Raw genomic sequence first — 25,738 nt, 5'->3', positions numbered from 1 at the left:
TTTCATGTGATCAACCTGCGGGGCTTACTTGCCCTGCCAGCGTTTCAGCACCAGAGTGGCGTTAGTGCCACCGAAGCCGAAGCTGTTGCTCATCACGGTGTCGACTTTTACGTTTTCCACGGTCTTGGTCAGGATCGGCATATCGGCCACGACCGGGTCGATCTCTTCGATATTGGCCGAACCGGCCATGAAGTTGCCTTCCATCATCAGCAGGCAGTAGATCGCTTCGTGAACGCCGGCGGCACCCAGGGAGTGACCGGACAGGCTCTTGGTCGAGCTGATGGCCGGGGCCTTGTCACCGAATACCGCACGTACGCCTTCCATTTCCTTGGCATCGCCGACCGGAGTCGAGGTGCCGTGGGTGTTCAGGTAGTCGATCGGGGTATCCACGGTTGCCATTGCCATCTGCATGCAGCGGATGGCGCCTTCGCCGCTTGGCGCAACCATGTCGTAACCATCGGAAGTGGCGCCGTAGCCGACGATTTCCGCGTAGATCTTCGCACCACGGGCCAGGGCGTGTTCCAGCTCCTCGACTACGACCATGCCGCCGCCGCCGGCGATGACGAAACCGTCACGCTTGGCGTCGTAGGCGCGGGAGGCTTTTTCCGGGGTGTCGTTGTACTGGGTGGACAGGGCGCCCATGGCGTCGAACAGGAACGACTGGCTCCAATGTTCTTCTTCACCGCCACCGGCGAACACGATGTCCTGCTTGCCCAGTTGGATCTGCTCAACGGCAGTACCGATGCAGTGAGCACTGGTCGCGCATGCGGAGGAGATCGAATAGTTCACGCCCTTGATCTGGAACGGCGTGGCCAGGCAGGCGGAAACGGTGCTGCCCATGGTCCGCGTAACGCGGTACGGGCCAACGCGCTTCACGCCTTTTTCGCGCAGGATGTCCAGCGCTTCCATCTGATTCAGGGTGGACGCGCCGCCGGAGCCGGCGATCAGGCCGGTGCGCACGTTCGAGACCTGGTCAGGGCTCAGGCCGGAGTCGGCGATCGCATCTTTCATGGCCAGGTAGGCGTAGGCGGCAGCGTGGCCGACGAAGCGGTAGATCTTGCGATCAATCAATTCTTCGAGGGGCAGGTCGATGGAGCCGGAAACCTGGCTACGCAGACCCATTTCGGCATATTCCGGGTTGAATCGGATGCCAGGGCGACTTGCACGCAGGTTAGCGGTGACGGTCTCTTTGTCATTGCCCAGGCAAGAAACGATGCCCAGACCAGTGATAACGACGCGGCGCATGCGGATAACCCTTAAAAGTTGTCAGTGGAAGTGAATACGCCGACCCGAAGGCCTTCGGCAGTATAGATCTCGCGACCGTCGACGCTCACCGAACCATCGGCGATGGCCAGGTTCAGCTTGCCCCTGAGGACGCGCTTGATCTGAATGTTGTAGGTGACTTTCTTGGCGGTCGGCAGGACCTGGCCAAAGAACTTCACTTCGCCCGAACCCAGGGCGCGACCGCGGCCCGGCAGACCTTGCCAGCCGAGGAAGAAACCGACCAGCTGCCACATGGCGTCAAGGCCCAGGCAGCCCGGCATGACAGGATCGCCTTCGAAATGGCAGGCGAAGAACCACAGGTCCGGGGTGATATCCAGCTCGGCGACCAATTCACCTTTGCCGTACTTGCCACCCTCTTCGCTGATATGGGTGATGCGATCCACCATCAGCATGTTCGGGGCGGGCAGTTGCGCGTTACCTGGGCCGAACAGCTCACCGCGACTGCAGCGCAGCAGGTCTTCCCGAGTAAAGGCGTTTTGTTTGGTCATGCGAGCTCCTCAATAATCCCATGCGGCAGGGTAGGGCAAATCTTCCCGAACCGACTGAAGCGTTCATGCCTCATCTCGGCAGCCTACACATAGACTATTGCGTTGTAGTGAAAGTCACAGCGTCAAGGCACTGAATGTACACTTGTTCACTGAAATTTTAAACCGGACCCGTTTATAGGCCCGTTCGGGTGCCTAAGACTGCCGCACTTTCGTGTTTCACGCCAGTCGGACTTGGCTGATGGCGCTGGGCTATTGCACCCAGCGCTGCAGGATTTGCTGCAAATCCGTGCGTTTGAACGGCTTGGCCAGGTAATCGTTCATTCCGGCAGCGAGGCAGGCTTCACGGTCGCCCTGCAAGGCATTGGCGGTGAGGGCGATTATCGGCAGATCGGCGCAGCCCGGCAGTTGGCGAATCTGCCGGGTGGCCTCGTAGCCGTCGATCAGCGGCAGTCGGCAATCCATCAGGATCGCGGTGAATATGAGGCTCTCGGCGCTGCGGATCGCTTCGGCGCCGTCGGTGGCCAGGCTCACCTCAAATCCGAGGCTGCGCAGCATAGCTTCGACCACCGTGCGGTTGACCGGGTTGTCCTCTACCAGCAGCACGTGCCGGCCTTCGCCGGCGCCGGCTTTGCCTTCGGCATCCTGGGCAATGGCCGGCAGGCTGTGCTGGTCGATGGCCAGGGGGATTTCCAGGGTAAACACCGAGCCACGGCCTTCTTCGCTCTGGGCCCGCAGGGTGCCCCCCATGCGTTCGGCCAGGGTCCGGGCGATAGGCAGGCCCAGGCCGGTGCCGCCGTAACGTCTTGAAATGGAACTGTCAGCCTGCTGGAACGCGTCGAACATCAACTCCAGGCGCTCGGCAGAAATGCCGATGCCGCTGTCGCGCACGGTGCAGGTAAACCACAGCAGTTCATGGTCGAGGGTTTGCCATTGGGGTTCGACGCTGACCGTGCCGTGCTCGGTGAACTTCAGGGCATTGCCGATCAGGTTCACCAGGATCTGGCGGATACGCGTGGGGTCGCCCAGCACCCGCAACGCCCCCATGCCAGGCGGAATCGGCAGGGTCAGGGCCAGCCCGCGCTGTTGGGCGCTGTGCTGGAAGGCCTGGGCACAGCTATTGATCAGGTCCGCCAGGTTGAATGGAATATGTTCCAGCTCCAGGGCGGCGCGTTCGATGCGCGAGAAGTCGAGGATGTCATTGATGACCTTGAGCAAATGCTCGGTGGACTCGGACGCCAGCGCCGCGTATTCGGTCTGCTCCTCGGTCATTTCGGTGGTTTCCAGCAGTTGCAGCATGCCCAGCACCCCGTTCATGGGCGTGCGCAGCTCATGGCTCATCATTGCCAGGAATTCCGACTTGGCGTTGTTTGCCCGTTCAGCTTCCTCCCGGGTCTGGATCAACTGGGCCATGGCCTGCTGCTGTTCGCGACTGGCCTGGTTGAGGCCTGCGGCCAGGTTGTTGATATGCCGCGACAGGTCGCCCAGCTCCGAATCATCCACAATCGGCAGCGGCGTCTTGTAGTCGCCTTGCTGGATGGCTTTTACCGCGTTGCCCATCGCGCTGATCGGTTGCGACAGGCTCGCCGCCAGGCGCCTGGCGAGCAGGAAGGTAAACAGCAGGGCGAAGAGGGCCAGGATGCCGGCCTTGAACAGGATCTCCTGCTGGCGCTGGCTGAAGGCGTCATTGGACATGCCGACGATCACCCGACCCAGGTAGTCGGCGCGGGGAGCCTTGGGTTCGTTGAGGTTGTCCTGGAAAAAGTCATTGCCCAGCTGGATATGTTGCAGGCGAATCGGTGCCTGGAACACTTTTACCGACAGCGAGCGGTCGTGTTTTTCCGAGGGTTGTTCGACGTACACCAGGATGTTCTCAGCGCTGTCCTGGATCTCCAGGAAGCGCACATGGGGGGTGGCCAGCGTCGCGCGCAGCAGGCTGTCGAGTACGTCGTTGTTGCCGGAGATCACCCCGTATTCGGTGGCGGGGGCCAGTTGGTTGGCGATCAATTGGCCGGTGTGGTCCAGTTCCTGGCGCAGGTCCTGGATACGCACGAAGGTGAAGAAACTGATCAGCAGCAATGTCAGCAACAGCGCCGGGCCCAGGGTGATGAGCTGGGTGCGGGTGTTGATGTCCCAACGACGACGCAGAGTCATGGGCGTTTTTCTCCTTCGGCCAGGCGGGCGGCGACGTTGGCTTCGTCGACCTGTTCGATGCCCAGTGAGCGTGCGACTTGCGGGTTGCCCACCACTTTGAAGTGTTCCGGGTACAGCGCGCGCGGCCAATTGGCCGGCGAATGGTCAAGCAGGCGGTCGAGCACGGCGAGCCAGTCGGCCTGGTCACTGTAGGTGCTGGCCAGGCTGCCAGCCTTGACGAACCCGGCGTTGGGGCCCACCAGCGGCAATTGCCGGGCGTAGCTGCTCAGCAGCAGGTTCTTCGCGGTTTTCGGGTTATACAGCTGCGGGTCGTCGAGGCCGAGCAGCACGTCACTGTTCTTGAACAGGTTCAACAACGGTCGGCTGTCATTAATGTTGTCCCACCGCTGCGGCACGATCTCCAGGCCCAGGGGCGCTGCGTACTGGGTCAGCTCAGGGAGCAGGAATTCGCTGTCGGTGCCGTAGAGCACGCCGATGCGCCGCGCCTGGGGCAGGATGCCGGTGATCAGGCGTAACTGACGATCCAGGGGCGGGTCGCTCCAGAGCAGGCTGATCCTGGCGGGCAGGTTGCTGCCCAGGCGTTGCCGGGCTTGCAGGCGGCTGATACGCAAGACCAGGGTCGGCGGGCCCTGGGTGTCCTGCAGGCGCCAGTCGAGGCCGGGCAGGTCCAGCAGGATCAGGCGGGTGCCGGCGGGCAAACGGTTTGGCGCCGGCAGGTCCTTGAGGGGAGTAAAGGTCACGTGGTCTTCGGGACGCTGGCGGGCCAGTGCCTGGGCGAAGGCCTGGACGCCCGTGCCGTCTTCGGCGGCGGTCAGCAGGATGTCGGCACCCCAGGCCGACCCGGTCAGCAGCAGGCATGCCAGCAGCACACAGCGCTGGCAAAACCTTGAGATAAAAAAGAGGGTCATCCTTGACTGATCGCCCATGTCAGAACTCTAACTCCGCGCTGAAGTAGAGTACGTGGCGATGGTCATAATTGTTATCAGCCCAGGTGGTGGGCTGGTTGTCGAGGCGTGTTTGCAACATGCCGGCCAGCTCCACGTTGGCTTTGCCCAGGGCAAGGCGCTTGGCCACCCGCAGGTCGACCCGTTCGAAGCGATATTGGTTGAGTGCGTCGTCGCCATAGTAGAACAGCGCGCTGGACCAGCCTTGCCCCCATTCGCGCAGCCAGCCGGCCGAGCCGCTGTTGCGCGCGGTCTGTGCCTTGTCCCGCGGGTTGCTGGTGGTGGCGTCGACATAAGCATAGGTGAGCCGCAGGCGGTCGGCGTTGCTCATGCGCCAGTCGAACTGTGATTCGGCGCCGGTAAACCGCGAACTGTTGGCGTTGCTGGCAATGTATTGGTTATTGCGCAACGGCGAGCTGATCATGTCGGTGATTTCGTCGTAGAACAGTTTCACGTCCATGTTCAGTCCGAGGTCGGCAAAAAAGCCGTTATAGCCCAGTTCCCGTGATTTCATCAGCTCTTTATCGAGGTTTCCGGGGCCGCGTGTCACTACAAAGTATTGCCCGGAATTCTGCCCGTAGGTCGGGGAGCTGAGGTTGGTGACGCGGTAGCTCCAGTTGACGTTGTTCTCGAACATGTCCGGGGAACGGATGGCTTCGGAGTACACCGCGCGCAGGCCGTGGCGCGGGTTGATCAGGTAGTTGACCGCCACCCGCGGCGTCAGCGAGTTGCCGCTCAGGTGGGTGTCTTCATACATGGCACCGCCTTGCAGCAACCAGTGTTCGCTGACGCGCCATTCCAGTTGGCCGAACAGGCGCCAGGTGGTGTCGTCCAGGGTGCCATTGAAATAGGTGTCGGAGTCGGCGCGGTCGTAGCGATAGTTCATGCCGCTGACCAGGCGCAGGCTGTCGGAGAGGCTCAGGGTGTCCTGGACCTCCAGGTCGTAGCGGCTTTCGCGAGTGCTCTGGTCGATATTGCCGCATACGCTCTGGTTAGCGCCGTTGCGCCACTGGTCCAGCACTTCGTTGGCCAAGGCTTGCTCGGCGGCGCCACCGGGCGGGGCGGTGCCCTGGCTGTAGGTGTCCATGTGCCGGGCCAACTGTTCGGCGTAGTTGGGGTTCAGTTGCCACAGGCGGGTCAGCTCCGGGCTGAACGACACCTTGGCGTCACAGGCTTTCCAGACCTGCCGGCGGTCCCATTGTTGCGCTGAGCCCTGGATGTACAGGCTGTGCTCGGGGTTGAAATCGAAGTTCCAGCGCAGCGAGCCGGCATAGTCCTTGGCAGTGACGTCGGAGTTGTCACCGCCTTCGGTAATCCCGGCAAATACAGGTGTGTAGGTATAGGGACGCTGGTTGGTCCCTTCCTTGGCGTTCAGTTGCCAGTCGATACTTTGTTGCGCGTTCAATGTCTGGCTGACCGCCAGGCTGAAGCGGTTAAGACGCCGACCGTCACGGCGGTCGGCGCCCACGGCATCGCTGTCGAAGCCATCGTCCTGCTGCCCGGACATGGACAGGCGCAAGTCACCGGTTTCCCAGCCCACGCCCTGGCTGGCATAGAAATCGTTGATCCCCCGTTCGCCACGAACCACTTTCACCCGCGTGCCATGGCTATTGGCCGGCGCGCGCGTGAGGATATTGACCACGGCCATCAACGCGTTGGCGCCGTAACTGACCGTATTGGGCCCACGGAACACTTCGATGCGCTCGATATCCTCCATGGCCACCGGGATATCGCTCCAGTCCACGGTTGCCAGGCCTGCGCGGTACACCGAGCGTCCGTCGATCAGCACTTGCATGCGTCGCGCATCGCTGGCGCTGGTGCCGTGGTAGTTCACTGCCGCCTGGTTACCGGTGGTGTAGCCCACCATCATCCCCGGCACCAGCCGCAGCAGCTCGGCGATGTCTCGCGCACCACTGGCTTTGATCAGCTCGCTGTCGATCACGGTCATGCTGCCGGGCACGGCGGCGGCCGATTGCTTGAGGCGCGTGGCGGTGAGGACCTGGGGCAGCGGCTGGCTGTCGAGGAACAGGTCGTCGGCACACACAGCGCCGCTGAACAGCAGCAACCACCACAGGGATGAACGGGGAGGAGGGCCCAAATACACGGCACGGCCTTGATAATTACGGATAGCCGCCCATGTTAACTGAGGCGGGGCCATTTGCCAGTCGCCACCCTTGCAATTACTTCACACAGGCATGGCATTTTCCGACAGGCGTGCGAATTGACACGGGGGCTGGCCGCAAGCGGGTCGGCCCGTATAATGCCGCCATCGCCACTGGTATGGATTAACGGATTGCATATGACTGAACAGCGCCCTATTGCGGTCCTGGGAGGCGGAAGTTTTGGTACCGCCGTGGCTAACCTGCTGGCTGAGAACGGTCACCCGGTGCGTCAGTGGATGCGTGATCCCGAGCAGGCCGAGGCCATTCGCGTGCATCGGGAAAACCCCCGTTACCTCAAAGGCATCAAGATTCATCCGGCGGTCGAGCCGGTTACCGACTTGCAGGCCACGCTGGAGGCGTGCGAGCTGTGCTTCGTCGCGCTGCCTTCCAGCGCCTTGCGTTCGGTGCTGGCGCCGCATGCCGAGCGCCTGGCGGGCAAGTTGCTGGTCAGCCTGACCAAGGGCATCGAAGCGCACACCTTCAAGCTGATGAGCGAAATTCTCGAGGAGATCGCTCCGCAGGCGCGCATTGGCGTGTTGTCCGGGCCGAACCTGGCGCGGGAAGTGGCGGAGCACGCGCTGACCGCCACCGTGATCGCCAGTGAAGACGAAGCGCTCTGCGAGCGTGTCCAGGCGGTACTGCATGGCCGGACCTTCCGGGTCTATGCCAGTGGCGACCGCTTCGGTGTCGAACTGGGCGGTGCGCTGAAAAACGTCTACGCCATCATCGCCGGGATGGCGGTGGCCCTGGGCATGGGGGAGAACACCAAGAGCATGCTGATCACTCGCGCCTTGGCGGAAATGACCCGTTTTGCGGTGAACCAGGGGGCCAATCCGATGACCTTCCTGGGCCTGGCGGGCGTGGGCGACTTGATCGTCACCTGTTCGTCGCCCAAGAGCCGTAACTACCAGGTTGGCTTTGCGCTCGGCCAGGGTTTGAGCCTGGAAGACGCCGTCACACGCCTGGGTGAAGTGGCCGAAGGGGTCAATACCCTCAAGGTGCTGAAGGCCAAGGCCCAGGAAGTCGGGGTGTATATGCCGCTGGTGGCCGGCTTGCATGCGATCCTGTTTGAAGGGCGCACCTTGAACCAGGTCATCGAGTTGCTGATGCGCGCCGAGCCGAAAACCGATGTCGACTTTATTTCCACCAGTGGTTTCAACTGAGGAACGCGTCATGAACGATCCGAAAGCAGCTCCCAAGTACGAATCCATTGCCTTGCGCATCCTGTGGATGCTGGTGTTTGCCCTGGTGTGGCAAGTGGCGCAGTTCCTGCTCGGCGCGCTGGTGGTGGTGCAGTTGGTTTACCGCCTGGTCTACGGCGCACCGAACCTGGGCCTGATGAACTTTGGCGATAGCCTCAGCCAGTTTCTCGCGCAGATCGGCCGCTTTGGCAGTTTCCACACCGAACAAAAGCCATGGCCGTTCGCCGATTGGCCAACCCCGCGCGCGCCGGAAGGTGAAGCCGCCCACAGCGTGCCGCCGGCACCGCACCCGGTGCGCGACGAGGAGCCGAAGCTATGAAGTTGTGGGTGTTGCGTCACGGTGAGGCCGAGGGCCATGCCCGTACCGATGCCGAGCGCGAACTCACCGAGCATGGCCGTGCCGAGGTGTTGCGCAGTGCGGCGCACCTGATCGGCCAGCCTGTGGACGCGATCATTGCCAGCCCGTACGTGCGGGCGCAGCAAACTGCACAGTTGGTGCGGCAGGCGTTGGGTTTTGAAGCGGACATCCGCACGGTGCCTTGGCTCACGCCGGAGGGCAATCCGCTGGAGGTTCTGAACAAGCTCGACAGCGATGACAATGTGCTGCTGGTCAGCCATCAGCCCCTGGTCGGCAGCTTGATCAGCTTTCTGCAGCATGGTCATCAGCGTCAGCCGCAGCCCATGCACACCGCCAGCCTGGCGGAGCTAGAGGGCGACTTCCCGTTGGCGGGGCTGATGAGCCTGGTCAGTGTGAAGAATCCGTAGGCTTTCTCGCGGCTTTGTGTGTGCTATATAGCCAACCAAGCAAGTGCTTGGTTGGCTATCGCCGGATCACAAAGGAGCGCGTCCCATGCCTGTCGCTTTTCGTTTGCCGTTGCAGGTCTTCTACGAACGTGAAGCGCGGCACCCGCGCCAACCTTTTCTTGTCCAGCCCATCGGGGGTGGCGCGGTACAGACCCTCACCTGGGGTGATGTCGGCCACCAGGCACGCTGCGCTGCGCATTGGCTGCGCGCCAGGGAGCTGCCCCAGGGCTCGCATATCGCTCTGATCTCGAAAAACTGCGCGCACTGGATCATCGCTGACCTCGCGATATGGATGGCCGGGCATGTCTCGGTGCCGCTCTATCCCAACCTCACCGCCGATTCCGTTACCCATGTGCTGCAGCATTCCGAGGCCGTTCTGGCATTCATCGGCAAGCTCGATGACTGGCCGACCATGGCCCCCGGCGTGCCTGCCGGCGTGCCCACCATCAGCCTGCCGCTTTGCCCGGCCGGCGACTTTGATTACCGCTGGGCCGACCTGCAAGCCTGTTCACCGATCCAGGATGATCCGCTACCGCCGGCCTCGGCCCTCGCCACCATCATTTATACCTCCGGCACCACCGGCCTGCCCAAAGGCGTGATGCACAGCTTTGGCGCCCTGGGCTTTGCCGCTACGCACGGCACTGAGTTGTTTGGCCTGGGGGAGGGCGACCGGCTGTTGTCCTACCTGCCGCTGTGCCATGTGGCGGAGCGGATGTTTGTGGAAATGGCTTCTATCTATACCGGGCAAACCGTTTATTTCGCTGAAAGCCTCGATACTTTTCTGACGGATCTGCGTCGGGCGCGGCCCACGGCGTTGTTTGGCGTACCGCGTATCTGGACCAAATTCCAGATGGGCGTCTATGCCAGGATCCCGGGAAAGCGCCTGGACAGGTTGTTGCGCCTGCCATTTATCGGTAAGCGCGTGGGCCATAAAGTCCTCGCCGGCCTGGGGCTCGACGCGCTGCGCATTGCACTCTCCGGCGCGGCGCCGGTGCCTGAGGCCTTGCTGCGCTGGTATCAGCGCCTGGGTCTGGATGTGCTGGAGGTGTATGGCATGACCGAGAACTGTGGCTACTCCCATGTGTGCCGCCCTGGCCAGCAGAAGATCGGCTGGATCGGCCTGCCGTGCCCCGGCGTTGAAGTGCGCATTGACCAGGCCGGTGAAGTGCAGGTGCGTAGTGGCGCGACCATGCTGGGCTACTTCAAGGACGCGCAAAGAACGGCTGAAGTGCTGACCGAAGATGGCTTCCTGCGCACTGGCGACAAGGGGGAGCAGGACGCCGACGGCCGCCTGCGCCTGACCGGACGGCTCAAGGAAATCTTCAAGACCAGCAAAGGCAAATACGTGGCCCCGGCACCGATTGAAAACCGCCTGGCCGAACATGCGCGCATCGAACAGGTATGTGTGGTCGGTGACGGCCTTACCGCGCCCATGGGCCTGTGCGTGCTGTCAACGGTGGGCCAGCCCGAGGCGCGCCATGCCTTGCAGGACAGCCTCGAGCGTTGGCTGGAACAGGTCAACGCGGCCTTGGACAAACATGAGCGTTTGCGGCAACTGGTGGTGGTAAAAGACACCTGGGCGGTAGAAAACGGCTTTCTGACGCCGACCCTGAAGATCAAGCGCAACGTGATTGAATCGACTTACGGTCCACAGTTTCAGGTGTGGAGCGAGCGCACCGAAGTGATTCTGTGGCAGGATTAGGGCCATCATAAAACCAACAAGGACAACGGTATGAGCCTGTGGCGCACCCAACCCAATATCGAGCAACTCAACGCGAGCCAGAAAAACACCATTGGTGAGTTGCTGGATATTCGTTTCGAAAGTTTCGACGACGAGTCCCTGACCGCCAGCATGGTGGTTGACCATCGCACCCACCAGCCCTACGGCCTGCTGCACGGCGGGGCGTCGGTGGTGCTGGCCGAAAGTGTCGGCTCCATGGCCGCCTACCTGTGCATCGATGCCAGCAAGTTCTATTGCGTGGGCCTGGAGGTCAACGCCAACCACCTGCGCGGGGTGCGCAGCGGGCGGGTGACGGCGGTGGCCAAGGCGATTCATATCGGCCGCACCACGCAGGTGTGGGACATCCGCCTGACCAACGATGAAGGCAAGACCAGTTGTGTCTCGCGCCTGACCATGGCCGTGGTGCCCCTGGGCGAGACCCCGCCGGCGCGATAGGCGTGGCGTGAGTGTCATCATTCCTGGCGGTTACGGTCATTGCTGTCCGAGCCAGGCGTGGGACAATCAGTGTCTGTTTTTTGTCGATGGAACCGGTATGTCGCAGCCTGTGTTTTTTGCCCACGCCAATGGCTTTCCTTCCGCTACCTACGGCAAGCTGTTTGCCGCCCTGGCGCCGGAATATGCCGTGGCCCATCTGCCGCAGCACGGCCACGACCCCAGGTTCCCAGTGGACGATAACTGGCAGAACCTGGTGGACGAACTGATCCACCATCTGGAGCAACAGCCAGAACCGGTGTGGGGGGTAGGCCATTCCCTGGGCGGTGTACTGCATTTGCATGCGGCCATGCGCTGCCCGCAGCTGTATCGCGGCGTGGTGATGCTCGATTCGCCAGTGCTGACCCGCGCGGACCGTTGGGTGATCCGTGCCGCCAAGCGCTTTGGCTTTATCGATCGCCTCACGCCGGCCGGGCGTACCCTGGGGCGTCGCGAAGAGTTCACAGACCTGGAGGCCGCGCGCAGTTATTTCGCGGGCAAGACCCTGTTTCGCGGCTTCGACCCGGAATGCTTCGACGCCTATCTGCAACACGGCCTGCACCAGGTGGGTGATCGCCTGCGCCTGCGCTTTGACCCCGCTACCGAAATCAGCATCTACCGAGGCGTGCCCCACACCAGCCCAGGTCAGGTGCGCCAGTTGAAAGTGCCCTTGGCAGTGGTGCGAGGTCGCCAGAGCCGGGTGGTGATGCGTCATCATGCCAGCGGCGTCGACCGCTTGCCCATGGGCGAAATGCTCACCATGCCGGGCGGCCACATGTTTCCCCTTGAACGCCCCCAGGACACTGCAACCTTGATCAAGAACCTGTTCACTCGTTGGCAGACCCGCGAGCGCAGTTGCGCATGAGTACGCCGGTCGAAGAGGTTCGCCTGAGCTTGCCGCATATCGAATTGGCGGCGCACCTGTTCGGCCCCGAGGATGGCGTGCCGGTGATCGCCCTGCATGGCTGGCTGGATAATGCCAACAGCTTTGCGCGGTTGGCGCCGAAGCTGCAGGGCTTGCGCATCGTCGCACTGGACATGGCCGGGCACGGGCATTCGGCGCATCGCCCTGTCGGAGCCGGTTATGCCTTGTGGGATTATGTCTTTGACGTGCTGCAAGTCGCCGAGCAACTGGGCTGGAAACGTTTTGCATTACTTGGCCACTCTCTAGGCGCCATCGTCTCGTTGGTACTGGCCGGCGCCTTGCCGGAGCGCGTGACGCACCTGGGGTTGATCGACGGCGTGATCCCGCCGACCGCCAGTGGCGAGAATGCCGCTGAGCGCCTGGGCATGGCGTTGCAGGCGCAACTGAACCTGCGGGACAAGCGCAAACCGGTCTACAGCACCCTGGAGCGTGCGGTCGAGGCGCGCATGAAAGGGGTGGTGGCTGTCAGCCGCGAAGCCGCGGAACTGCTGGCCCAGCGCGGTTTGATGCCGGTGCCGGGCGGTTACACGTGGCGTACCGACAGCCGCCTGACCCTGGCGTCGCCGATGCGTCTGACTGATGAGCAGGCGATGGCGTTCGTGCGCAGAGTGAGTTGCCCTACGCAATTGGTGGTCGCGGCTGACGGCATGCTGGCGAAACATTCCGAATTGCTTTCTCAACTACCCTTTACGGTCACAACGCTGCCGGGAGGCCATCATTTACACCTGAATGATGAGCCGGGCGCGGTCCTTGTTGCAGACTGTTTCAATCGGTTCTTCCACGCGCCTTGACTTGGCGCGGGCAACTGCCGAGGCTGGGCGGATTGAAAGGGAGTCAACCATGTACGATCTCAACACCGATCTTGAAACTGCTGTGACCTCCGATGGCCAGGGCTTGCCGATCCGATGAGCCTGCGTAAAGGATGTATCCGTGCCCTCGGCCTGTGCTGTTTCAGCCCCTTGGTGTTCGCCGCCGATGTGCCGGGAAGCCAGGATTTACCTGCCGTGTCCCGCCAGGTTGATGCGCAAATCGTCGATTACCGCCCCGCTGAAGAAAAGGAACGCATCTACCCCATGGGCGCGATCCGCAAGATCAGCGGCCAACTGCGCTACGAAGGCCAGGCCACTGCCCGCGGGCGAACCACGGCGATCACCTATGAACTGCCCGCCGAACACACCTCCAGCGCCGCTTTCACTGCCACGCGCGAAGCCTTGCAGGCCAAGGGCGCGCAACTGCTGTTCTGGTGCCAGGCCCGCGATTGCGGCGAAAGCAGCCTGTGGGCCAATGAAGTGTTCGGCAATGCCAAGCTGGTCGGCGCCGACGGCCAGCAGGAGTACCTGCTCTTGCGCCTGGCCGCCCCGCAGGAAAACTCCCTCGTGGCGCTGTACGGCATCACCCGGGGCAATCGCCGGGCTTATCTGCATGTCGAGCAAATAGACGCTGGCGCACCGCTCGGCGAGCTGCTGCCAACCTCCGCCACGCTGTTGCGAGAGCTGAAAAGCACCGGCGAACTGGACTTCCCGACCTTGGGCACAGACCCTGACGCCACCTGGTTGACCTTGATATCCCGCGGGTTGAACCTCGACACCACCTTGCGTGTCAGTTTGACCGGCCCTACTGCCGAAGCGTGGCGCCAGGCCCTGGTTGACAGCGGTGTGCGGGCTACGCGGCTGGAGACCGGCACGGATCAAGCCAAGGGTCTGCACCTGCATCTGATACGCTGACCGTAACAGGGCGAACGGACCCGTGCCGTTCGCCTAAGCTCTCCTCCTACAGCCTTTTGCTAGAGATACCCCATGCTCAATAACGATCGCCTGCTGGTGCAAATCCTGCTGCTGGTGCTGTTCGGTGCCAGCTTCTGGGTGATGGCGCCGTTCTGGTCGGCGCTGTTCTGGGGCGCGGTGCTGGCGTTTGCCAGTTGGCCGCTGATGCGTCTGCTCACCCGTTGGCTCGGCGGTCGTGAATCCCTGGCCGCCGGCATCCTGACCCTGGGCTGGATGCTGCTGGTGGCGGTGCCATTGGTGTGGCTCGGGTTCAACCTGGCGGACCATGTGCGTGATGCGGTGGCGCTGATCAAGGATATTCAGGTCGACGGTTTGCCCGCGGCGCCGACCTGGCTGGGTTCGATCCCGTTTGTCGGCGAGCGGTTGGTGGCGATGTGGGACAGCATTGACCAGCAGGGCGCGGCGCTGATGGTCAGCCTCAAGCCGTACCTGGGGCAGGTCGGGAATTGGCTGCTGGCGCGCAGTGCGCAGATCGGCGGCGGCATTCTGGAGCTGACCCTGAGCCTGGTGTTCGTGTTCTTTTTCTATCGTGACGGGCCGCGCCTGGCGATGTTCGTGCACCGCTTGCTGGAGCGCCTGATTGGTGACCGTGCCGGTTATTACATCGAGTTGGTGGCTGGCACCGTGCAGCGCGTGGTCAACGGCGTAATCGGTACCGCCGCCGCCCAGGCGTTGCTGGCGCTGATCGGCTTCCTGATCGCCGGTGTGCCGGGCGCACTGGTATTGGGTATTGTCACCTTCCTGCTCAGCCTGATCCCCATGGGGCCACCGCTGGTGTGGATTCCGGCCACGGCCTGGCTGGCGTGGAAGGGCGATTACACGTATGCGGTGTTCCTCGGCGTGTGGGGCACGTTCATCATCAGCGGCGTGGACAACGTGCTCAAGCCGTACCTGATTAGCCGTGGCGGCAACCTGCCGCTGGTTATCGTGCTGCTTGGGGTGTTCGGCGGGTTGATCGCTTTTGGCTTTATCGGCCTGTTTATCGGCCCGACCCTGTTGGCGGTGGCGTACAGCCTCTTGATGGATTGGAGCGCGACCCAGGCCCAGGGGCGGCGTGATGACAAAACGCTGTAGAGGCAGTCGCTACGGCTTCAACTCCCCCTAGCGGCGGGGGAGCCACATGACGGCGGTGAGGCCGCCGCCCGGAGTGTCTTCCAGGCTCAGGCGGCCGCCGAGACGCTCCACCGCGTCCTTGGCGATTGTCATCCCCAGGCCGACGCCGCCGGAGTTGCGGTTGCGTGAGCCTTCCAGCCGATAGAACGGTTCGAACACCGCTTCGCGTTTATCCGCCGCAATCCCCGGCCCGTGGTCGATCACGCGGATAATCAGGGCCTCGCGGCTATCCTGCAGTTCCACACGCGCCGTGCCAGCGTAGCGCAGGGCGTTGTCGATCAGGTTGTTCAGGCAGGAGCGCAGCGCCATGGGCTGCACCTGCAAAGGCGCGCAGGTGCCGGCAAACTGCACATCGGAACCTTGGTCCTGGGCGTTCTCGCTGAGGGACTCCACCAGTGCCTGGACGTCGAGCCAATGTCGGGTTTCGCTGGTGCGCTGTTCATGCAGGTAGCTCAGGGTAGCGTCGAGCATGCCGATCATGTCGTCCAGGTCCTGGCGCATCTGGCCTTGCAGCTTGGTGTCTTCGATCTGCTCCAGGCGCAGCTTGAGGCGTGACAGCGGGGTGCGCAGGTCATGGGAGACCGCGCCGAGCATGCGTGCACGCTGGCTGACCTGCTCGCGAATGCGCTTTTGCATCAGGTTGAAGGTCGATGCCGCCTGTCGGGCTTCCCTGGGGCCGGATTCGTCGAGGGGCGGGCTGTCGAGGTCGAGGCTCAAGCGTTCGGCCGCCGCACTCAGGCGCTGGATCGGTCGGCTCAACAGTTTGGCGCCGTACCAGGCCGCGATGATCAACGAGATGAACTGAAACGTCAGCGGTACCACCGGGCCACCAAACCACGGGCGACGATGCTTGTGCAGGGGCTTCATCGTGCCATCGGGCTGCTGCACGAAGGTTTCTGCAGGCGGTGGCGGCGGCGGGCCGTAGTGGTGAAACCAAAAGAACGCCAGGCCATGGGCCAGCACAATCGCAATCAGCAACACGCCGAACAGCCTGCCGAACAGCGTGTTGAAGGTGTTGCGCATCAGCCGATATCCCGCGCGTCGAACAGGTAGCCTTCACCACGCACGGTCTTGATCAATTGCGGTGCCTTCGGGTCATCGCCCAGCTTCTGGCGCAGGCGTGAAACCAGCAAGTCGATGCTGCGATCAAACGCCTCGATAGAGCGCCCACGGGCGGCATCCAGCAATTGTTCGCGGCTGAGCACCCGACGCGGCCGCTCGATAAATACCCACAGCAGGCGGAATTCGGCGTTGGACAGCGGTACCACCAGGCCATCGTCGGCCACCAGTTGGCGCAGCACACTGTTCAGGCGCCAACTGTCGAAGCGGATGTTGGCGCGCTGCTCAGTGCGGTCATCGCGTACCCGGCGCAGGATGGTCTGGATACGCGCGACCAGCTCACGGGGTTCGAACGGCTTGGACATATAGTCGTCGGCGCCCAGCTCCAGGCCGATGATGCGGTCAGTGGGTTCGCAGCGGGCGGTGAGCATCAGGATCGGGATATCCGATTCGGCGCGCAGCCAGCGGCACAGCGACAGGCCGTCTTCGCCCGGCAGCATCAGGTCGAGCACCACCACGTCGAACGTTTCCGCTTGCATGGCCACGCGCATCGCGGCGCCGTCGGTCACGCCGCTGGCGAGAATATTGAAACGCGCCAGATAGTCGATCAGCAGTTCTCGGATCGGCACATCGTCGTCTACGATCAGCGCTCGGGTATTCCAGCGCTTTTCATCGGCGATCACCGCGCTTTTTTGCTCGTCGTTCACAGAAGCCGAAGGGGTATGCATAGTGCGATCATCTGCCTGGTTGTAGCGGTCAGCATAGGCGCCCAGCCCCATGGCTGGAAGTGCTGCACGGTGGGTCGTGCGGGCGAGCCTAGCCTTGGGGCGTGTTGAGGGCATGTCGTGAATGTATCGGCTTTGAAATAATTCGCCGAAAAGGCCTGTCCGACGGCGCCTGGTCAGTATTTACCGATCATCGGATCCCGCAACGGCGCCGCTTGCGCTACAATCCGCGCCGATTTCGACTTGCCTGAGAGCCTATTCCAATGTCCGTCTGCCAGACTCCTATCATCGTCGCCCTGGATTACCCCACCCGTGACGCCGCACTGAAGCTGGCTGATCAGTTGGACCCGAAGCTTTGCCGGGTCAAAGTCGGCAAGGAACTCTTCACCAGTTGCGCCGCGGAAATTGTCGGCACCCTGCGTGACAAAGGCTTCGAAGTGTTCCTCGACCTGAAATTCCACGACATCCCCAACACCACTGCGATGGCGGTCAAGGCTGCGGCTGAAATGGGCGTGTGGATGGTCAACGTGCACTGCTCCGGCGGCCTGCGCATGATGACAGCCTGCCGCGAAGTGCTGGAACAGCGCAGCGGCCCCAAACCGTTGCTGATCGGTGTCACCGTGCTGACCAGCATGGAGCGTGAAGACCTGGCCGGCATCGGCCTGGACATCGAGCCTCAGGAACAAGTGCTGCGCCTGGCCGCCCTGGCCGACAAAGCCGGCCTGGATGGCCTGGTTTGCTCGGCGCTGGAAGCCCAGGCCCTGAAGACCGCTCACCCGTCGCTGCAACTGGTGACCCCGGGCATTCGCCCGGCGGGCAGTGCCCAGGATGACCAGCGTCGTATCCTGACGCCGCGTCAGGCACTGGATGCAGGCTCTGATTACCTGGTGATCGGCCGTCCGATCAGCCAGGCAGCCGATCCGGCCAAAGCGTTGGCGGCGGTAGTGGCCGAGATCGCCTGATCAGTCACCGATCAAAAATATGGGAGGGGGCAAGCCCTTCCCATATTTACAGCGGTTGTCGATCAGTCGACCTTGAGCACCAACTTGCCAAAGTTTTCCCCGTTGAACAGCTTCATCAGCGTCTCCGGGAATGTCTCCAGCCCCTCCACGATATCTTCCTTGCTCTTGAGCTTGCCCTGGGCCATCCAGCTGGCCATTTCCTGCCCGGCCGCCGCAAAGTTCGCCGCATGGTCCATCACCACGAAGCCTTCCATACGCGCGCGATTGACCAGCAATGACAGATAATTGGCCGGGCCTTTCACGGCCTCCTTATTGTTGTACTGGCTGATGGCACCGCAAATCACCACGCGGGCTTTGAGTGCCAGGCGGCTGAGCACGGCGTCGAGAATATCGCCGCCGACGTTATCGAAATACACATCCACGCCTTTGGGGCACTCGCGCTTGAGAGCGGCGGGCACGTCTTCGTTCTTGTAGTCGATGGCGGCGTCGAAGCCCAGCTCATCCACCAGGAACTTGCACTTGTCGGCACCGCCGGCAATGCCTACCACGCGACAGCCTTTGATCTTGGCAATCTGCCCGGCAATGCTGCCGACCGCACCGGCCGCGCCGGAGATCACCACCGTTTCGCCAGCCTTGGGCGCGCCGGTGTCCAGCAGGGCAAAGTAGGCGGTCATGCCGGTCATGCCCAGTGCCGAGAGGTAGCGGGGCAGGGGCGCGAGTTGCGGGTCGACCTTATAGAAACCACGCGGCTCGCCCAGAAAGTAATCCTGCACGCCCAGGGCACCGTTTACGTAGTCCCCCACTGCAAAGTTCGGGTTGTTCGAGGCAATCACCTTGCCCACGCCCAGCGCACGCATGACTTCGCCGATACCGACGGGGGGAATGTAGGATTTGCCCTCATTCATCCAGCCGCGCATGGCCGGGTCGAGGGACAGGTATTCGTTGTGCACCAGCACCTGCCCCTCCTGGGGCGTGCCCACGGGCACTTCCTGGTAGGTGAAGGTTTCCCGCGTGGCTGCGCCGACCGGGCGTTTGGCAAGCAGGAACTGGCGGTTGGTCTGGGCGGTCATGGCAAGGGCTCTTTAGAAATGAACCTGAGTGATAGACCCAAGATGGCCTGGAAGCAAGGTTGTCCGAGGCGGGCGAATGCCCGTCGATAGGCCGTGATGATAGTGCACCGCGACGCCTTATCACTGCGACGCATACAGCCTCAACCGGCCTTCTGATAGTGCTGACGCGCCTATCCGGCTGTTGGCTAGACTCGTCCCACGGTAACTTTTCCCAAAGGACATCCTCCATGAGCATGACGTTTTCCGGCCAGGTCGCCCTGGTCACTGGCGCCGCCGCCGGTATCGGCCGCGCGACCGCCCTGGCATTCGCAGGTGAAGGCTTGAAGGTCGTGGTAGCCGACTTGGATGTGGCAGGGGGCGAGGGCACCGTCGAGCTGATCCGGCAGGCCGGTGGTGAAGCGCTGTTTGTGCGTTGCAACGTCACGCTTGAAGCGGATGTGCAGCAACTGATGGCGCAGACCGTCGCCGTGTATGGCCGCCTGGACTATGCCTTCAACAATGCGGGCATCGAGATCGAGAAGGGCAAGCTGGCCGACGGCAGCCTGGATGAGTTCGACGCCATCATGGGCGTCAACGTGAAAGGGGTTTGGCTGTGCATGAAGTACCAACTGCCGTTGCTGCTGGCCCAGGGCGGCGGTGCGATCGTCAATACCGCATCGGTGGCGGGGTTGGGCGCGGCGCCGAAGATGAGCATCTACGCTGCCTCCAAGCATGCGGTGATCGGCCTGACGAAGTCGGCGGCCATCGAATATGCGAAAAAGAAAATTCGTGTCAACGCGGTATGCCCGGCGGTGATTGATACCGATATGTTCCGCCGTGCCTATGAAGCCGAGCCGCGCAAAGCCGAATTTGCAGCGGCCATGCATCCGGTAGGGCGCATCGGCAAGGTCGAGGAAATCGCCAGCGCCGTGTTGTACCTGTGCAGTGATGGGGCTGCCTTCACAACTGGCCATGCGCTCGCGGTGGACGGTGGCGCGACGGCAATCTAGGACTCCGTGCAGCGCGCCATTCGAAAAGGCATGAGGCGCTGTGGGGCGTTTCCAGAGCTGGCAAAGCGCCGCGTGTGAATGTGTATCACCAGGTAAATAAGCTAATAAAATCAATACTTTAATAAAAGTTGTCGGCCGGTTTGGCTGGGCTTCTGTGCTTAACTGTTTGAGGTTGAATAACAGACAGTTGAAGTGAGTGGCTCATGGATTTAGGGATCGATCGACAAGCCCTTGTACCGGTGGTGCAGCAAATCGTCAATGCGGTGGCGGAATGGATTCGCAAGAGCGGGGTCAGCCCCGGTACCCGCTTGCCGTCCATCCGCCAGTTGGCCCTCGACAACTTGCTCAGCCAGTCCAGTGTCATCGAGGCATTCGAACGCATGGTGGCCCAAGGGGTGCTGGCCTCGAAACAGGGGGCGGGGTTCGTGGTCGCGCGTCCTCCCACCGTCCACGAATACCACTGGTATGAAGGCGCGGAACGGGAATGGGGGGACTTTACCGATAGCCCATTGGGTGAACTGAAACTGGGGTGTGGCTGGTTGCCGGACGCCTGGCGCGAAAGTGATGACATCAGCTATGCGATTCGCGAAATCTGTCGCACCGATACCGGCGGTTTGTTCAACTACAGTACGCCGCTGGGGTTGCCGGCGTTGCGCGAGCAGTTGCTCAAGCGCCTGACCCAGATCCGCGTGGCCACCAGCCTCGATCGCATTCTCACCACCCAGGGCGCCAGCCATGCCCAGGACCTGTTGATACGCACCTTGCTCAAGGCGGGCGACACCGTCGTGGTCGAGACCCCAGGCTATGGCAACCTCTATCGCCAATTGGCGCATCATGGCGTCACGTTGCTGGAAGTGCCTCGGACCCGTGGCGGCCCGGACATCCCGGCGCTGGAGGCGCTGCTGCAACGGCATCACCCCACGTGCCTGTTCATCAACAGCCTCTATCACAACCCCACCGGCACCAGCCTGTGCCGCGCGGTCGCCGAGCGTTTGCTCGAACTGGCACGCCGCGAGGATTTCCTGATCATCGAAGAGGATGTCTACGGCGACCTGCAACACGCCAGCTGCACGCGACTGTCGGCGCTGCCCCATGATGACCGGGTCATCTATGTCTCGAGTTTTTCCAAGACCCTCAGTAGCGCCTTGCGGGTGGGCTACCTCAGCGCCAGCACCGCGCTCATTGCCCGCTTGGCTCACCTCAAGACCCTGACCGGCATCGGTACTTCGCGCTTTGCCGAGGCGGTGGTGGCCACGTTGCTGGCCAATGGTACCTACCGCAAGTGGGTGCAGCGCCTGCGCAAACGCCTGGGCACGCAGATGACCGCCACCTTGCAGGTACTGGAGGATGAGGAATGGCAGGTGTTTGCCGTGCCGGCCGGCGGGATGTTCCTGTGGGTGCGGCCTGCCGTGGCGGATCGTTCGCGGCTGCAGGCATATGCGCGCAAGTTCGGCGTCTTGTTGTCACCGGGGGCGCTGTTCAACCCGACGGGTGAATCCAGTGAGTGGCTGCGCATCAATGTGGCCTATGCTGATGATCAACGGGCACTTGCGTTATTCCGCGCCTTGGGCCCTACCAGATCGACCTCGACCATTCTGAAAACGACGAGCGTGTAGCTTTTTGCCATTATTCCGGCGCCAACAGCTTGTGCTCAATGCCTTGGGGTTGCGAATCTCGCTTCTTGTAAACCGGGCTTATGGCATCTGCCATTGCAAGAGGATTCAAGTGCAATGATTTCGGCCGTGCAACGACGTTTCGCCAACCTCGGTATGGCGAAAAAACTGGGCTTGGGCTTCCTTCTTGTCCTGCTGCTGACAGCTTTGGTGGCGGCCATCGGTGTGTGGTCCCTGCAAACCGTTGGCCAGCGTTTCGAAGGCCTCAAGGCAATGTCTTCGCTCAACAACGGCCTGTTCAAGGTGCGCTTGATCGAGCAGGACTACGCGCTGCACGCCGACCCCAAGGCTGTCGATGCCCTGCATGAGAGCGTCGACGCGTTGGCGGCGCTGGCGGCCAGGCTCAAGGCAGAGTCCGCCGCCAATGTGCCAGTGATGACCGATGTGGAGCAGGCCCTGGCGGCTTATCGCAAGGCATTCGATGAGTTTGTCGAGCTGACCCAAACCAAGGACCTGGCCCTGGAAATGGCCACCTGGTCGGTGTCCAGCGTGGCCAATAACCTCGACGTGTTGCAGGCCGGCCTGGCGGACGATGGCGCGTATGGTCTCAAGGAGAGCCAGGGCAAGGAAGGTGCCGAGTTTATCGAGCAGGCGGGGCAGGTCAGCCAGGTCTCGCGCCTGATGTTGCAAGCCATGAACGAAGCCCATGTGCGCCTCGACCAGAGCCGCAAGGCCGACGCCGATGACTCTCAGCAGGGCAAGATCGAGCAGGCCGACCAGGCCCTGGCCCAGGTCGAACAACTGAAAACTTCGGTCAAGGACCCGGGTTACCAGACGGTGCTTAACGAAGTGTCCGGGCATATTGCCTCGTTCAGTGAAAAGCTCGGTGAATACACCGGCCTGCTGGCCCAGGAAAAGGTGGTCTACAAGCAGTTGCATGACCGCGCCGATCAAGTGGTCAGCCGAGTCAACCAGGCCTACGCCACCGAAGACCAATCGATGCAGGCGCAACTGAAGGAAAGCGCGATGTTGATCGTTGGCTCGTCAGCCTTGGCATTGTTGGTGGGGCTGATCGCTGCCTGGGTGATCACCCGGTTGATCGTGGCGCCGCTGCGCAGTGTGATTGCGGTGGCCCAGCAGATTGCCGCCGGAGACCTGAGTGGGCGCATGGAGGTTGATCGCCGCGATGAGATCGGCCAACTGATGCAGGCCATGCAGCAGATGGGCAATGGCCTTAGCCATATGGTCAGCGGGTTGCAGGCGGGTATTGAGCAACTGGCCAGTTCGGCGCATACGTTATCCAGCGTGACTGAGCAGACCAACGTCGAGGTCAGCAGCCAGAAGGAAGAAACCGAGCAAGTGGCGACCGCGATGAACCAGATGACCGCCACGGTGCACGATGTGGCGCGCAACGCCGAGGAGGCTGCACAAGCGGCGCAGACGGCGGATGACAAGGTCGACAGTGGCCAGCAGGTGGTACGCCAGAGTTTGCAGCGCATAGAGTTGCTGGCCACCTCCAGCGCCCACGCCAGTGCCAGCATCGACAGCCTGAGTACGGAAATCCAGAACATCGGCACGGTGTTGAGCGTGATCAAAAGCGTGGCCGAACAGACCAACTTGCTCGCCTTGAATGCGGCAATCGAAGCGGCCCGGGCCGGCGAGCAAGGCCGTGGTTTTGCGGTGGTGGCCGATGAAGTGCGCGCGCTGGCCAAGCGCACCCAGCAGTCGACCGAGGAAATCGAGCGTCTGGTCAGCACCCTGCGTGCTGCGGCGCAGTCGTCGGTGCAGCAGATCCAGCAGAGTGGCGAGCTGGTGAAACTGGCGGTGAGCGATGCGCTGGAAACCGAAAGCGCCTTGGGCAGCATTGCCGTCGCGGTGTCATTGATCCAGCAGATGAACCAACAGATCGCCGCCGCCGCCGAGCAGCAGAGCTCGGTGGCCGAAGAGATCAATCGTAGCGTCACCAGCATCCGCGCGAGTGCCGATCAATCGGCATTGAGTATGCAAGGCAACGCCGCGTCGAGCATCCAGCTGGCGCAGTTGGGGGCGGAGCTGAAGGGGATGGTGGGGCACTTCCGCCTTTGATCGCCGCGTGCTGGCGGCGATCAAAAGGCAGGGCGATCAGGCGTGGTTGGCGAGGAAGGTCAGCAGGGCTTCATTGACGAAGTCCGGATTCTCCCGGCTGGAGATATGCCCGGCGTCTGGGATCAGGGTCAGGCTGCAGCCAATCAACTTGGCCATGGCGTCGGACTCGGCGGGTGGGCGCGGTTTGTCCTGCTCGCCGCACATCACCAGGGTGGTGTCGGCATCCAGGCGTGGCAATTGCTCCAGCACATCCGAGCGGCTGAAGATCAGCCGGCCCAGGGGCACGATGCTGTGCAGCAGGCGTTCCCGGGAGAATGACTGCAGGGCCCTGCGATAGTCCTGGTACAGCGCGGATTCGCGGTCGATGCCGGGGCGGAAGAAGATCGGCGCGATGACATCCAGCAAGGGCTCGGGGATCGCGCCGGTGTCTTCGATCATCTTGAACAGCGAGAAATAGTACTGGCGCGTGGCTTCGGGCTCGGCGCCGAGGTAGGTGTCCATCAGCACCAGGCTGTTGACGCGCCCAGGTGCCTGCAACGCCAGGCGTGCGCCCCACATACCGCCGACCGACAGGCCGACCAGGTTGACCTGGGCAATTTCCAACTGATCGAGCAGGGCCAGGGCCTGGCGCGCCAGGTCGTCGAGGGAGCGGGTTGACGCGGGCAGCGGGCCCGACTCGCCGTGCCCCCACAGTTCGGGGACGAGCACGCGGTACTGTTGCGACAGGGCTTCAATCTGCGGCGCCCACATATCGCGATCCCACAGGTAGCTTGAACCCAGGAGCACCGCTGGGCCGGTACCCAGGTCGAGATAGTGCAGCGGTTGTCCATCAATCACGGCGACAGGCATAGCAGGCCTCTAACTTCACGGAGTGAGGGGCACTTTTTTACGCTAGTCGAGAGCGGGGGGATAGGTACAAAGTGATGGCATGTGGCGACGGCGGTCGCCACATGGCGGTGGGGATCAGTCGTAGATGACTTTCTTCTTCCACTCGGCGTCGGCGTCGACGACTTTCAGGCCTTCCGTCAGTTCGTTGACTTCGTCTTCGGCAGGCTTGCTGTTGGTCAGCACCGTGGAGTTGGCGCGAGCCAGCTGCGACTCCAGCAATTGCAGCTGCGCACTGTACAGCACCGGTTCGGGCTGTTTGCGCAGGTACTGTACGCCACGTTCGAAGGCCAGGCGTGCCTGGCCCGGCTGGCCTTGCTGCAAGGCATGCTGGCCGAGGTTATTGAAGAACTCGATATGCAGCAGCACCAGGATATGCCGAATTTCCTTTATCCAGTGCTTGGCCTCGTTGGTCGGCAGGAAACCATCCTGGGCGGCGCGGGTGACCTGGCCGTGCAGGGCTTCCAGCAGGAAACGCACGTCCTTGGCCTTGGTTTCGGTCTGGATCGGGGCGGGCGGGTTGTTGACTGGAATCGACTCACCCTGGGCCACCAGGGCATTGAGCTCGGCGATCCGTGCCTTGACCGCGGCGTTGGTCCTATTGAGGTGCAACAGGCGTTGGTTGACGTTGAGTTCCAGGCGGGTCAGCAACAACTTGAGCGCCGGGGTCATCAACTGGCCAGGGAAAGTCTCGGTGATTTCACCGCAGCGACGCAGCCGATCATTGAGTTCGATCTCGGTGCGCTTCTTTTCCAGTTTGTTGTTTTCCACCACGTGGTTCATGTAGCCAATGGCGATCAGTATTACGATCCCGGCTATTACCAGCAGGGTGATCATGAGTGGTGTCACCGGTGTGACCTCTTTATAGGGTTTGCTGTTGAGTGTAGTGACTGGAACAACCGACGGATAGGACTCTTCGACCAGTTGCCCAGGTAGTTTCTTCTATATAGGTCAGCGCTCCCTGCATGGATGCACATTGCCATCATTTGCTGGAGCGAACTATAGCGTCTTGTAGGGCGTCAGAATATAGGCGTCAAGGGGCGGACGGGCAGAATGCCTGAGCAGGCCGGTAAACGGGGGCGAAGTCATTGATTTAAATAAATTTATCCTTGGGGGTTGACGACCTTTCAATCCATCCATAGAATGCGCGCCACTTACAGCGTAAAGCACACAGCGAAACGCGGTAGGGAGTGAATGTTGTACGTGTGTCCCCTTCGTCTAGTGGCCTAGGACACCGCCCTTTCACGGCGGTAACAGGGGTTCGAGTCCCCTAGGGGACGC

General features: G+C 62.1%; 23 protein-coding genes, 1 tRNA gene and 1 pseudogene. 15 read left to right on the top strand and 10 right to left on the bottom strand.

Translation table 11 applies throughout. From position 1 onward, the window contains the following. Positions 1 to 24: 24 nt before the first annotated feature. From fabB to AC1Q6I_RS20740, 5 genes are all read right to left on the bottom strand, one after another. On the bottom strand, positions 25 to 1,245 hold the full coding sequence (gene fabB / locus AC1Q6I_RS20760) for a beta-ketoacyl-ACP synthase I (RefSeq protein WP_102624104.1): 1,221 nt from the start codon (positions 1,243 to 1,245) through the stop codon (positions 25 to 27). A gap of 11 nt (positions 1,246 to 1,256) precedes the next feature. Continuing rightward, complete coding sequence (gene fabA, locus AC1Q6I_RS20755; protein WP_024074316.1) at positions 1,257 to 1,772, bottom strand: 3-hydroxyacyl-[acyl-carrier-protein] dehydratase FabA; 516 nt, start codon at positions 1,770 to 1,772, stop codon at positions 1,257 to 1,259. Positions 1,773 to 2,021: 249 nt separating this feature from the next. Then, positions 2,022 to 3,923 carry an ATP-binding protein gene (locus AC1Q6I_RS20750; protein WP_024074317.1) on the bottom strand — a complete coding sequence of 634 codons (1,902 nt, stop codon included), beginning with the start codon at positions 3,921 to 3,923 and terminating at the stop codon, positions 2,022 to 2,024. Next, positions 3,920 to 4,849, bottom strand: coding sequence for an ABC transporter substrate-binding protein (locus AC1Q6I_RS20745; RefSeq protein ID WP_024074318.1), 930 nt, complete (start codon positions 4,847 to 4,849; stop codon positions 3,920 to 3,922). Before AC1Q6I_RS20745 ends, AC1Q6I_RS20750 begins: the two co-directional genes overlap by 4 nt. 1 nt (position 4,850) lies before the next feature. Beyond that, positions 4,851 to 6,971, bottom strand: coding sequence for a TonB-dependent receptor plug domain-containing protein (locus AC1Q6I_RS20740; RefSeq protein ID WP_102624105.1), 2,121 nt, complete (start codon positions 6,969 to 6,971; stop codon positions 4,851 to 4,853). A 195-nt stretch (positions 6,972 to 7,166) separates the two neighbouring features. Between AC1Q6I_RS20740 and AC1Q6I_RS20735 the strand changes: the two genes are divergently transcribed. The 9 genes from AC1Q6I_RS20735 (at position 7,167) to AC1Q6I_RS20695 (ending at position 15,030) form a co-directional block, all read left to right on the top strand. Then, positions 7,167 to 8,192 carry an NAD(P)H-dependent glycerol-3-phosphate dehydrogenase gene (locus tag AC1Q6I_RS20735; RefSeq protein WP_024074320.1) on the top strand — a complete coding sequence of 342 codons (1,026 nt, stop codon included), beginning with the start codon at positions 7,167 to 7,169 and terminating at the stop codon, positions 8,190 to 8,192. A gap of 10 nt (positions 8,193 to 8,202) precedes the next feature. Continuing rightward, complete coding sequence (locus AC1Q6I_RS20730; protein ID WP_024074321.1) at positions 8,203 to 8,550, top strand: DUF4389 domain-containing protein; 348 nt, start codon at positions 8,203 to 8,205, stop codon at positions 8,548 to 8,550. Beyond that, on the top strand, positions 8,547 to 8,996 hold the full coding sequence (gene sixA / locus AC1Q6I_RS20725; RefSeq protein WP_024074322.1) for a phosphohistidine phosphatase SixA: 450 nt from the start codon (positions 8,547 to 8,549) through the stop codon (positions 8,994 to 8,996). The genes AC1Q6I_RS20730 and sixA overlap by 4 nt, the downstream gene beginning before the upstream one ends. Positions 8,997 to 9,081: 85 nt before the next feature. Then, on the top strand, positions 9,082 to 10,737 hold the full coding sequence (locus tag AC1Q6I_RS20720; protein ID WP_102624106.1) for an AMP-binding protein: 1,656 nt from the start codon (positions 9,082 to 9,084) through the stop codon (positions 10,735 to 10,737). A 30-nt stretch (positions 10,738 to 10,767) separates the two neighbouring features. Continuing rightward, positions 10,768 to 11,211, top strand: coding sequence for a hotdog fold thioesterase (locus tag AC1Q6I_RS20715; protein ID WP_024074324.1), 444 nt, complete (start codon positions 10,768 to 10,770; stop codon positions 11,209 to 11,211). 97 nt (positions 11,212 to 11,308) lie between these two features. Beyond that, entirely contained in the window at positions 11,309 to 12,112 is an 804-nt protein-coding gene (locus AC1Q6I_RS20710; RefSeq protein ID WP_024074325.1) for an alpha/beta fold hydrolase, read from the top strand. Then, complete coding sequence (locus tag AC1Q6I_RS20705) at positions 12,109 to 12,963, top strand: alpha/beta hydrolase (protein WP_102624107.1); 855 nt, start codon at positions 12,109 to 12,111, stop codon at positions 12,961 to 12,963. Before AC1Q6I_RS20710 ends, AC1Q6I_RS20705 begins: the two co-directional genes overlap by 4 nt. 114 nt (positions 12,964 to 13,077) lie before the next feature. Continuing rightward, a complete protein-coding gene (locus AC1Q6I_RS20700) occupies positions 13,078 to 13,896 on the top strand; it encodes a DUF4892 domain-containing protein (RefSeq protein WP_024074327.1) in 819 nt (272 codons plus the stop codon). A gap of 72 nt (positions 13,897 to 13,968) precedes the next feature. Beyond that, on the top strand, positions 13,969 to 15,030 hold the full coding sequence (locus AC1Q6I_RS20695; RefSeq protein WP_024074328.1) for an AI-2E family transporter: 1,062 nt from the start codon (positions 13,969 to 13,971) through the stop codon (positions 15,028 to 15,030). A gap of 27 nt (positions 15,031 to 15,057) precedes the next feature. Here the strand turns inward: AC1Q6I_RS20695 and AC1Q6I_RS20690 are convergent, their stop codons facing one another. Then, complete coding sequence (locus AC1Q6I_RS20690; protein ID WP_069075588.1) at positions 15,058 to 16,092, bottom strand: sensor histidine kinase; 1,035 nt, start codon at positions 16,090 to 16,092, stop codon at positions 15,058 to 15,060. Beyond that, the gene (locus tag AC1Q6I_RS20685; protein ID WP_041161131.1) at positions 16,092 to 16,856 is read right to left on the bottom strand and encodes a response regulator; all 765 of its coding nucleotides are present in this window, start codon (positions 16,854 to 16,856) and stop codon (positions 16,092 to 16,094) included. Before AC1Q6I_RS20685 ends, AC1Q6I_RS20690 begins: the two co-directional genes overlap by 1 nt. A 260-nt stretch (positions 16,857 to 17,116) precedes the next feature. Here AC1Q6I_RS20685 and pyrF point away from each other — a divergent pair, with 260 nt between their 5' ends. Next, complete coding sequence (gene pyrF, locus AC1Q6I_RS20680) at positions 17,117 to 17,815, top strand: orotidine-5'-phosphate decarboxylase (protein WP_069075589.1); 699 nt, start codon at positions 17,117 to 17,119, stop codon at positions 17,813 to 17,815. A 62-nt stretch (positions 17,816 to 17,877) separates the two neighbouring features. Here the strand turns inward: pyrF and AC1Q6I_RS20675 are convergent, their stop codons facing one another. Next, the gene (locus AC1Q6I_RS20675) at positions 17,878 to 18,885 is read right to left on the bottom strand and encodes an NADP-dependent oxidoreductase (protein WP_024074332.1); all 1,008 of its coding nucleotides are present in this window, start codon (positions 18,883 to 18,885) and stop codon (positions 17,878 to 17,880) included. 227 nt (positions 18,886 to 19,112) lie between these two features. On the opposite strand from AC1Q6I_RS20675, the gene AC1Q6I_RS20670 reads away from it, so the two are divergent. The 4 genes and pseudogenes from AC1Q6I_RS20670 to AC1Q6I_RS20655 all read left to right on the top strand — a co-directional run bounded on the left by AC1Q6I_RS20670 (position 19,113) and on the right by AC1Q6I_RS20655 (position 23,572). Then, positions 19,113 to 19,874 carry an SDR family oxidoreductase gene (locus AC1Q6I_RS20670; protein WP_102624108.1) on the top strand — a complete coding sequence of 254 codons (762 nt, stop codon included), beginning with the start codon at positions 19,113 to 19,115 and terminating at the stop codon, positions 19,872 to 19,874. Between the two features lie 203 nt (positions 19,875 to 20,077). Then, positions 20,078 to 21,490: an aminotransferase-like domain-containing protein gene (locus AC1Q6I_RS20665; RefSeq protein ID WP_102624109.1), complete on the top strand. Its 1,413-nt coding sequence runs from the start codon at positions 20,078 to 20,080 to the stop codon at positions 21,488 to 21,490. A gap of 114 nt (positions 21,491 to 21,604) precedes the next feature. Beyond that, positions 21,605 to 22,711: pseudogene (locus AC1Q6I_RS20660) on the top strand (HAMP domain-containing protein); the annotation flags it as partial. After that, complete coding sequence (locus tag AC1Q6I_RS20655) at positions 22,691 to 23,572, top strand: methyl-accepting chemotaxis protein (RefSeq protein ID WP_370531106.1); 882 nt, start codon at positions 22,691 to 22,693, stop codon at positions 23,570 to 23,572. The pseudogene AC1Q6I_RS20660 and the gene AC1Q6I_RS20655, both read left to right, overlap by 21 nt. Before the next feature lie 36 nt (positions 23,573 to 23,608). On the opposite strand, the gene AC1Q6I_RS20650 is transcribed toward AC1Q6I_RS20655, so the two are convergent. Further along, entirely contained in the window at positions 23,609 to 24,421 is an 813-nt protein-coding gene (locus AC1Q6I_RS20650; protein ID WP_102624110.1) for an alpha/beta fold hydrolase, read from the bottom strand. Positions 24,422 to 24,535: 114 nt separating this feature from the next. Continuing rightward, entirely contained in the window at positions 24,536 to 25,306 is a 771-nt protein-coding gene (locus AC1Q6I_RS20645; protein WP_024074338.1) for a hypothetical protein, read from the bottom strand. Between the two features lie 358 nt (positions 25,307 to 25,664). Between AC1Q6I_RS20645 and AC1Q6I_RS20640 the strand changes: the two genes are divergently transcribed. Next, positions 25,665 to 25,737, top strand: a tRNA-Glu gene (locus tag AC1Q6I_RS20640). The last annotated feature ends 1 nt before the right edge of the window (position 25,738 follow it).

This window comes from Pseudomonas sp. MPR-R2A5, assembly GCF_058793055.1.
The sequence above is the reverse complement of the archived record's forward strand: the minus strand, read 5'-3'. Positions and strand labels throughout refer to the sequence as shown.

What these genes read in the sequence shown, in the direction of transcription:
- sixA (WP_024074322.1), top strand. Translation starts at nt 8,547, where the DNA reads ATGAAGTTGTGGGTGTTGCGTCACGGTGAGGCCGAGGGCCATGCCCGT.
- AC1Q6I_RS20720 (WP_102624106.1), top strand. Translation starts at nt 9,082, where the DNA reads ATGCCTGTCGCTTTTCGTTTGCCGTTGCAGGTCTTCTACGAACGTGAA.
- AC1Q6I_RS20690 (WP_069075588.1), bottom strand. Translation starts at nt 16,092, where the DNA reads ATGCGCAACACCTTCAACACGCTGTTCGGCAGGCTGTTCGGCGTGTTG.
- AC1Q6I_RS20675 (WP_024074332.1), bottom strand. Translation starts at nt 18,885, where the DNA reads ATGACCGCCCAGACCAACCGCCAGTTCCTGCTTGCCAAACGCCCGGTC.
- AC1Q6I_RS20715 (WP_024074324.1), top strand. Translation starts at nt 10,768, where the DNA reads ATGAGCCTGTGGCGCACCCAACCCAATATCGAGCAACTCAACGCGAGC.
- AC1Q6I_RS20655 (WP_370531106.1), top strand. Translation starts at nt 22,691, where the DNA reads ATGCAGGCCATGCAGCAGATGGGCAATGGCCTTAGCCATATGGTCAGC.
- AC1Q6I_RS20730 (WP_024074321.1), top strand. Translation starts at nt 8,203, where the DNA reads ATGAACGATCCGAAAGCAGCTCCCAAGTACGAATCCATTGCCTTGCGC.
- AC1Q6I_RS20735 (WP_024074320.1), top strand. Translation starts at nt 7,167, where the DNA reads ATGACTGAACAGCGCCCTATTGCGGTCCTGGGAGGCGGAAGTTTTGGT.
- fabA (WP_024074316.1), bottom strand. Translation starts at nt 1,772, where the DNA reads ATGACCAAACAAAACGCCTTTACTCGGGAAGACCTGCTGCGCTGCAGT.
- AC1Q6I_RS20665 (WP_102624109.1), top strand. Translation starts at nt 20,078, where the DNA reads ATGGATTTAGGGATCGATCGACAAGCCCTTGTACCGGTGGTGCAGCAA.
- AC1Q6I_RS20650 (WP_102624110.1), bottom strand. Translation starts at nt 24,421, where the DNA reads ATGCCTGTCGCCGTGATTGATGGACAACCGCTGCACTATCTCGACCTG.
- AC1Q6I_RS20670 (WP_102624108.1), top strand. Translation starts at nt 19,113, where the DNA reads ATGAGCATGACGTTTTCCGGCCAGGTCGCCCTGGTCACTGGCGCCGCC.
- AC1Q6I_RS20685 (WP_041161131.1), bottom strand. Translation starts at nt 16,856, where the DNA reads ATGCATACCCCTTCGGCTTCTGTGAACGACGAGCAAAAAAGCGCGGTG.
- AC1Q6I_RS20710 (WP_024074325.1), top strand. Translation starts at nt 11,309, where the DNA reads ATGTCGCAGCCTGTGTTTTTTGCCCACGCCAATGGCTTTCCTTCCGCT.
- AC1Q6I_RS20705 (WP_102624107.1), top strand. Translation starts at nt 12,109, where the DNA reads ATGAGTACGCCGGTCGAAGAGGTTCGCCTGAGCTTGCCGCATATCGAA.
- AC1Q6I_RS20700 (WP_024074327.1), top strand. Translation starts at nt 13,078, where the DNA reads ATGAGCCTGCGTAAAGGATGTATCCGTGCCCTCGGCCTGTGCTGTTTC.
- AC1Q6I_RS20695 (WP_024074328.1), top strand. Translation starts at nt 13,969, where the DNA reads ATGCTCAATAACGATCGCCTGCTGGTGCAAATCCTGCTGCTGGTGCTG.
- AC1Q6I_RS20750 (WP_024074317.1), bottom strand. Translation starts at nt 3,923, where the DNA reads ATGACTCTGCGTCGTCGTTGGGACATCAACACCCGCACCCAGCTCATC.
- pyrF (WP_069075589.1), top strand. Translation starts at nt 17,117, where the DNA reads ATGTCCGTCTGCCAGACTCCTATCATCGTCGCCCTGGATTACCCCACC.
- fabB (WP_102624104.1), bottom strand. Translation starts at nt 1,245, where the DNA reads ATGCGCCGCGTCGTTATCACTGGTCTGGGCATCGTTTCTTGCCTGGGC.
- AC1Q6I_RS20745 (WP_024074318.1), bottom strand. Translation starts at nt 4,849, where the DNA reads ATGGGCGATCAGTCAAGGATGACCCTCTTTTTTATCTCAAGGTTTTGC.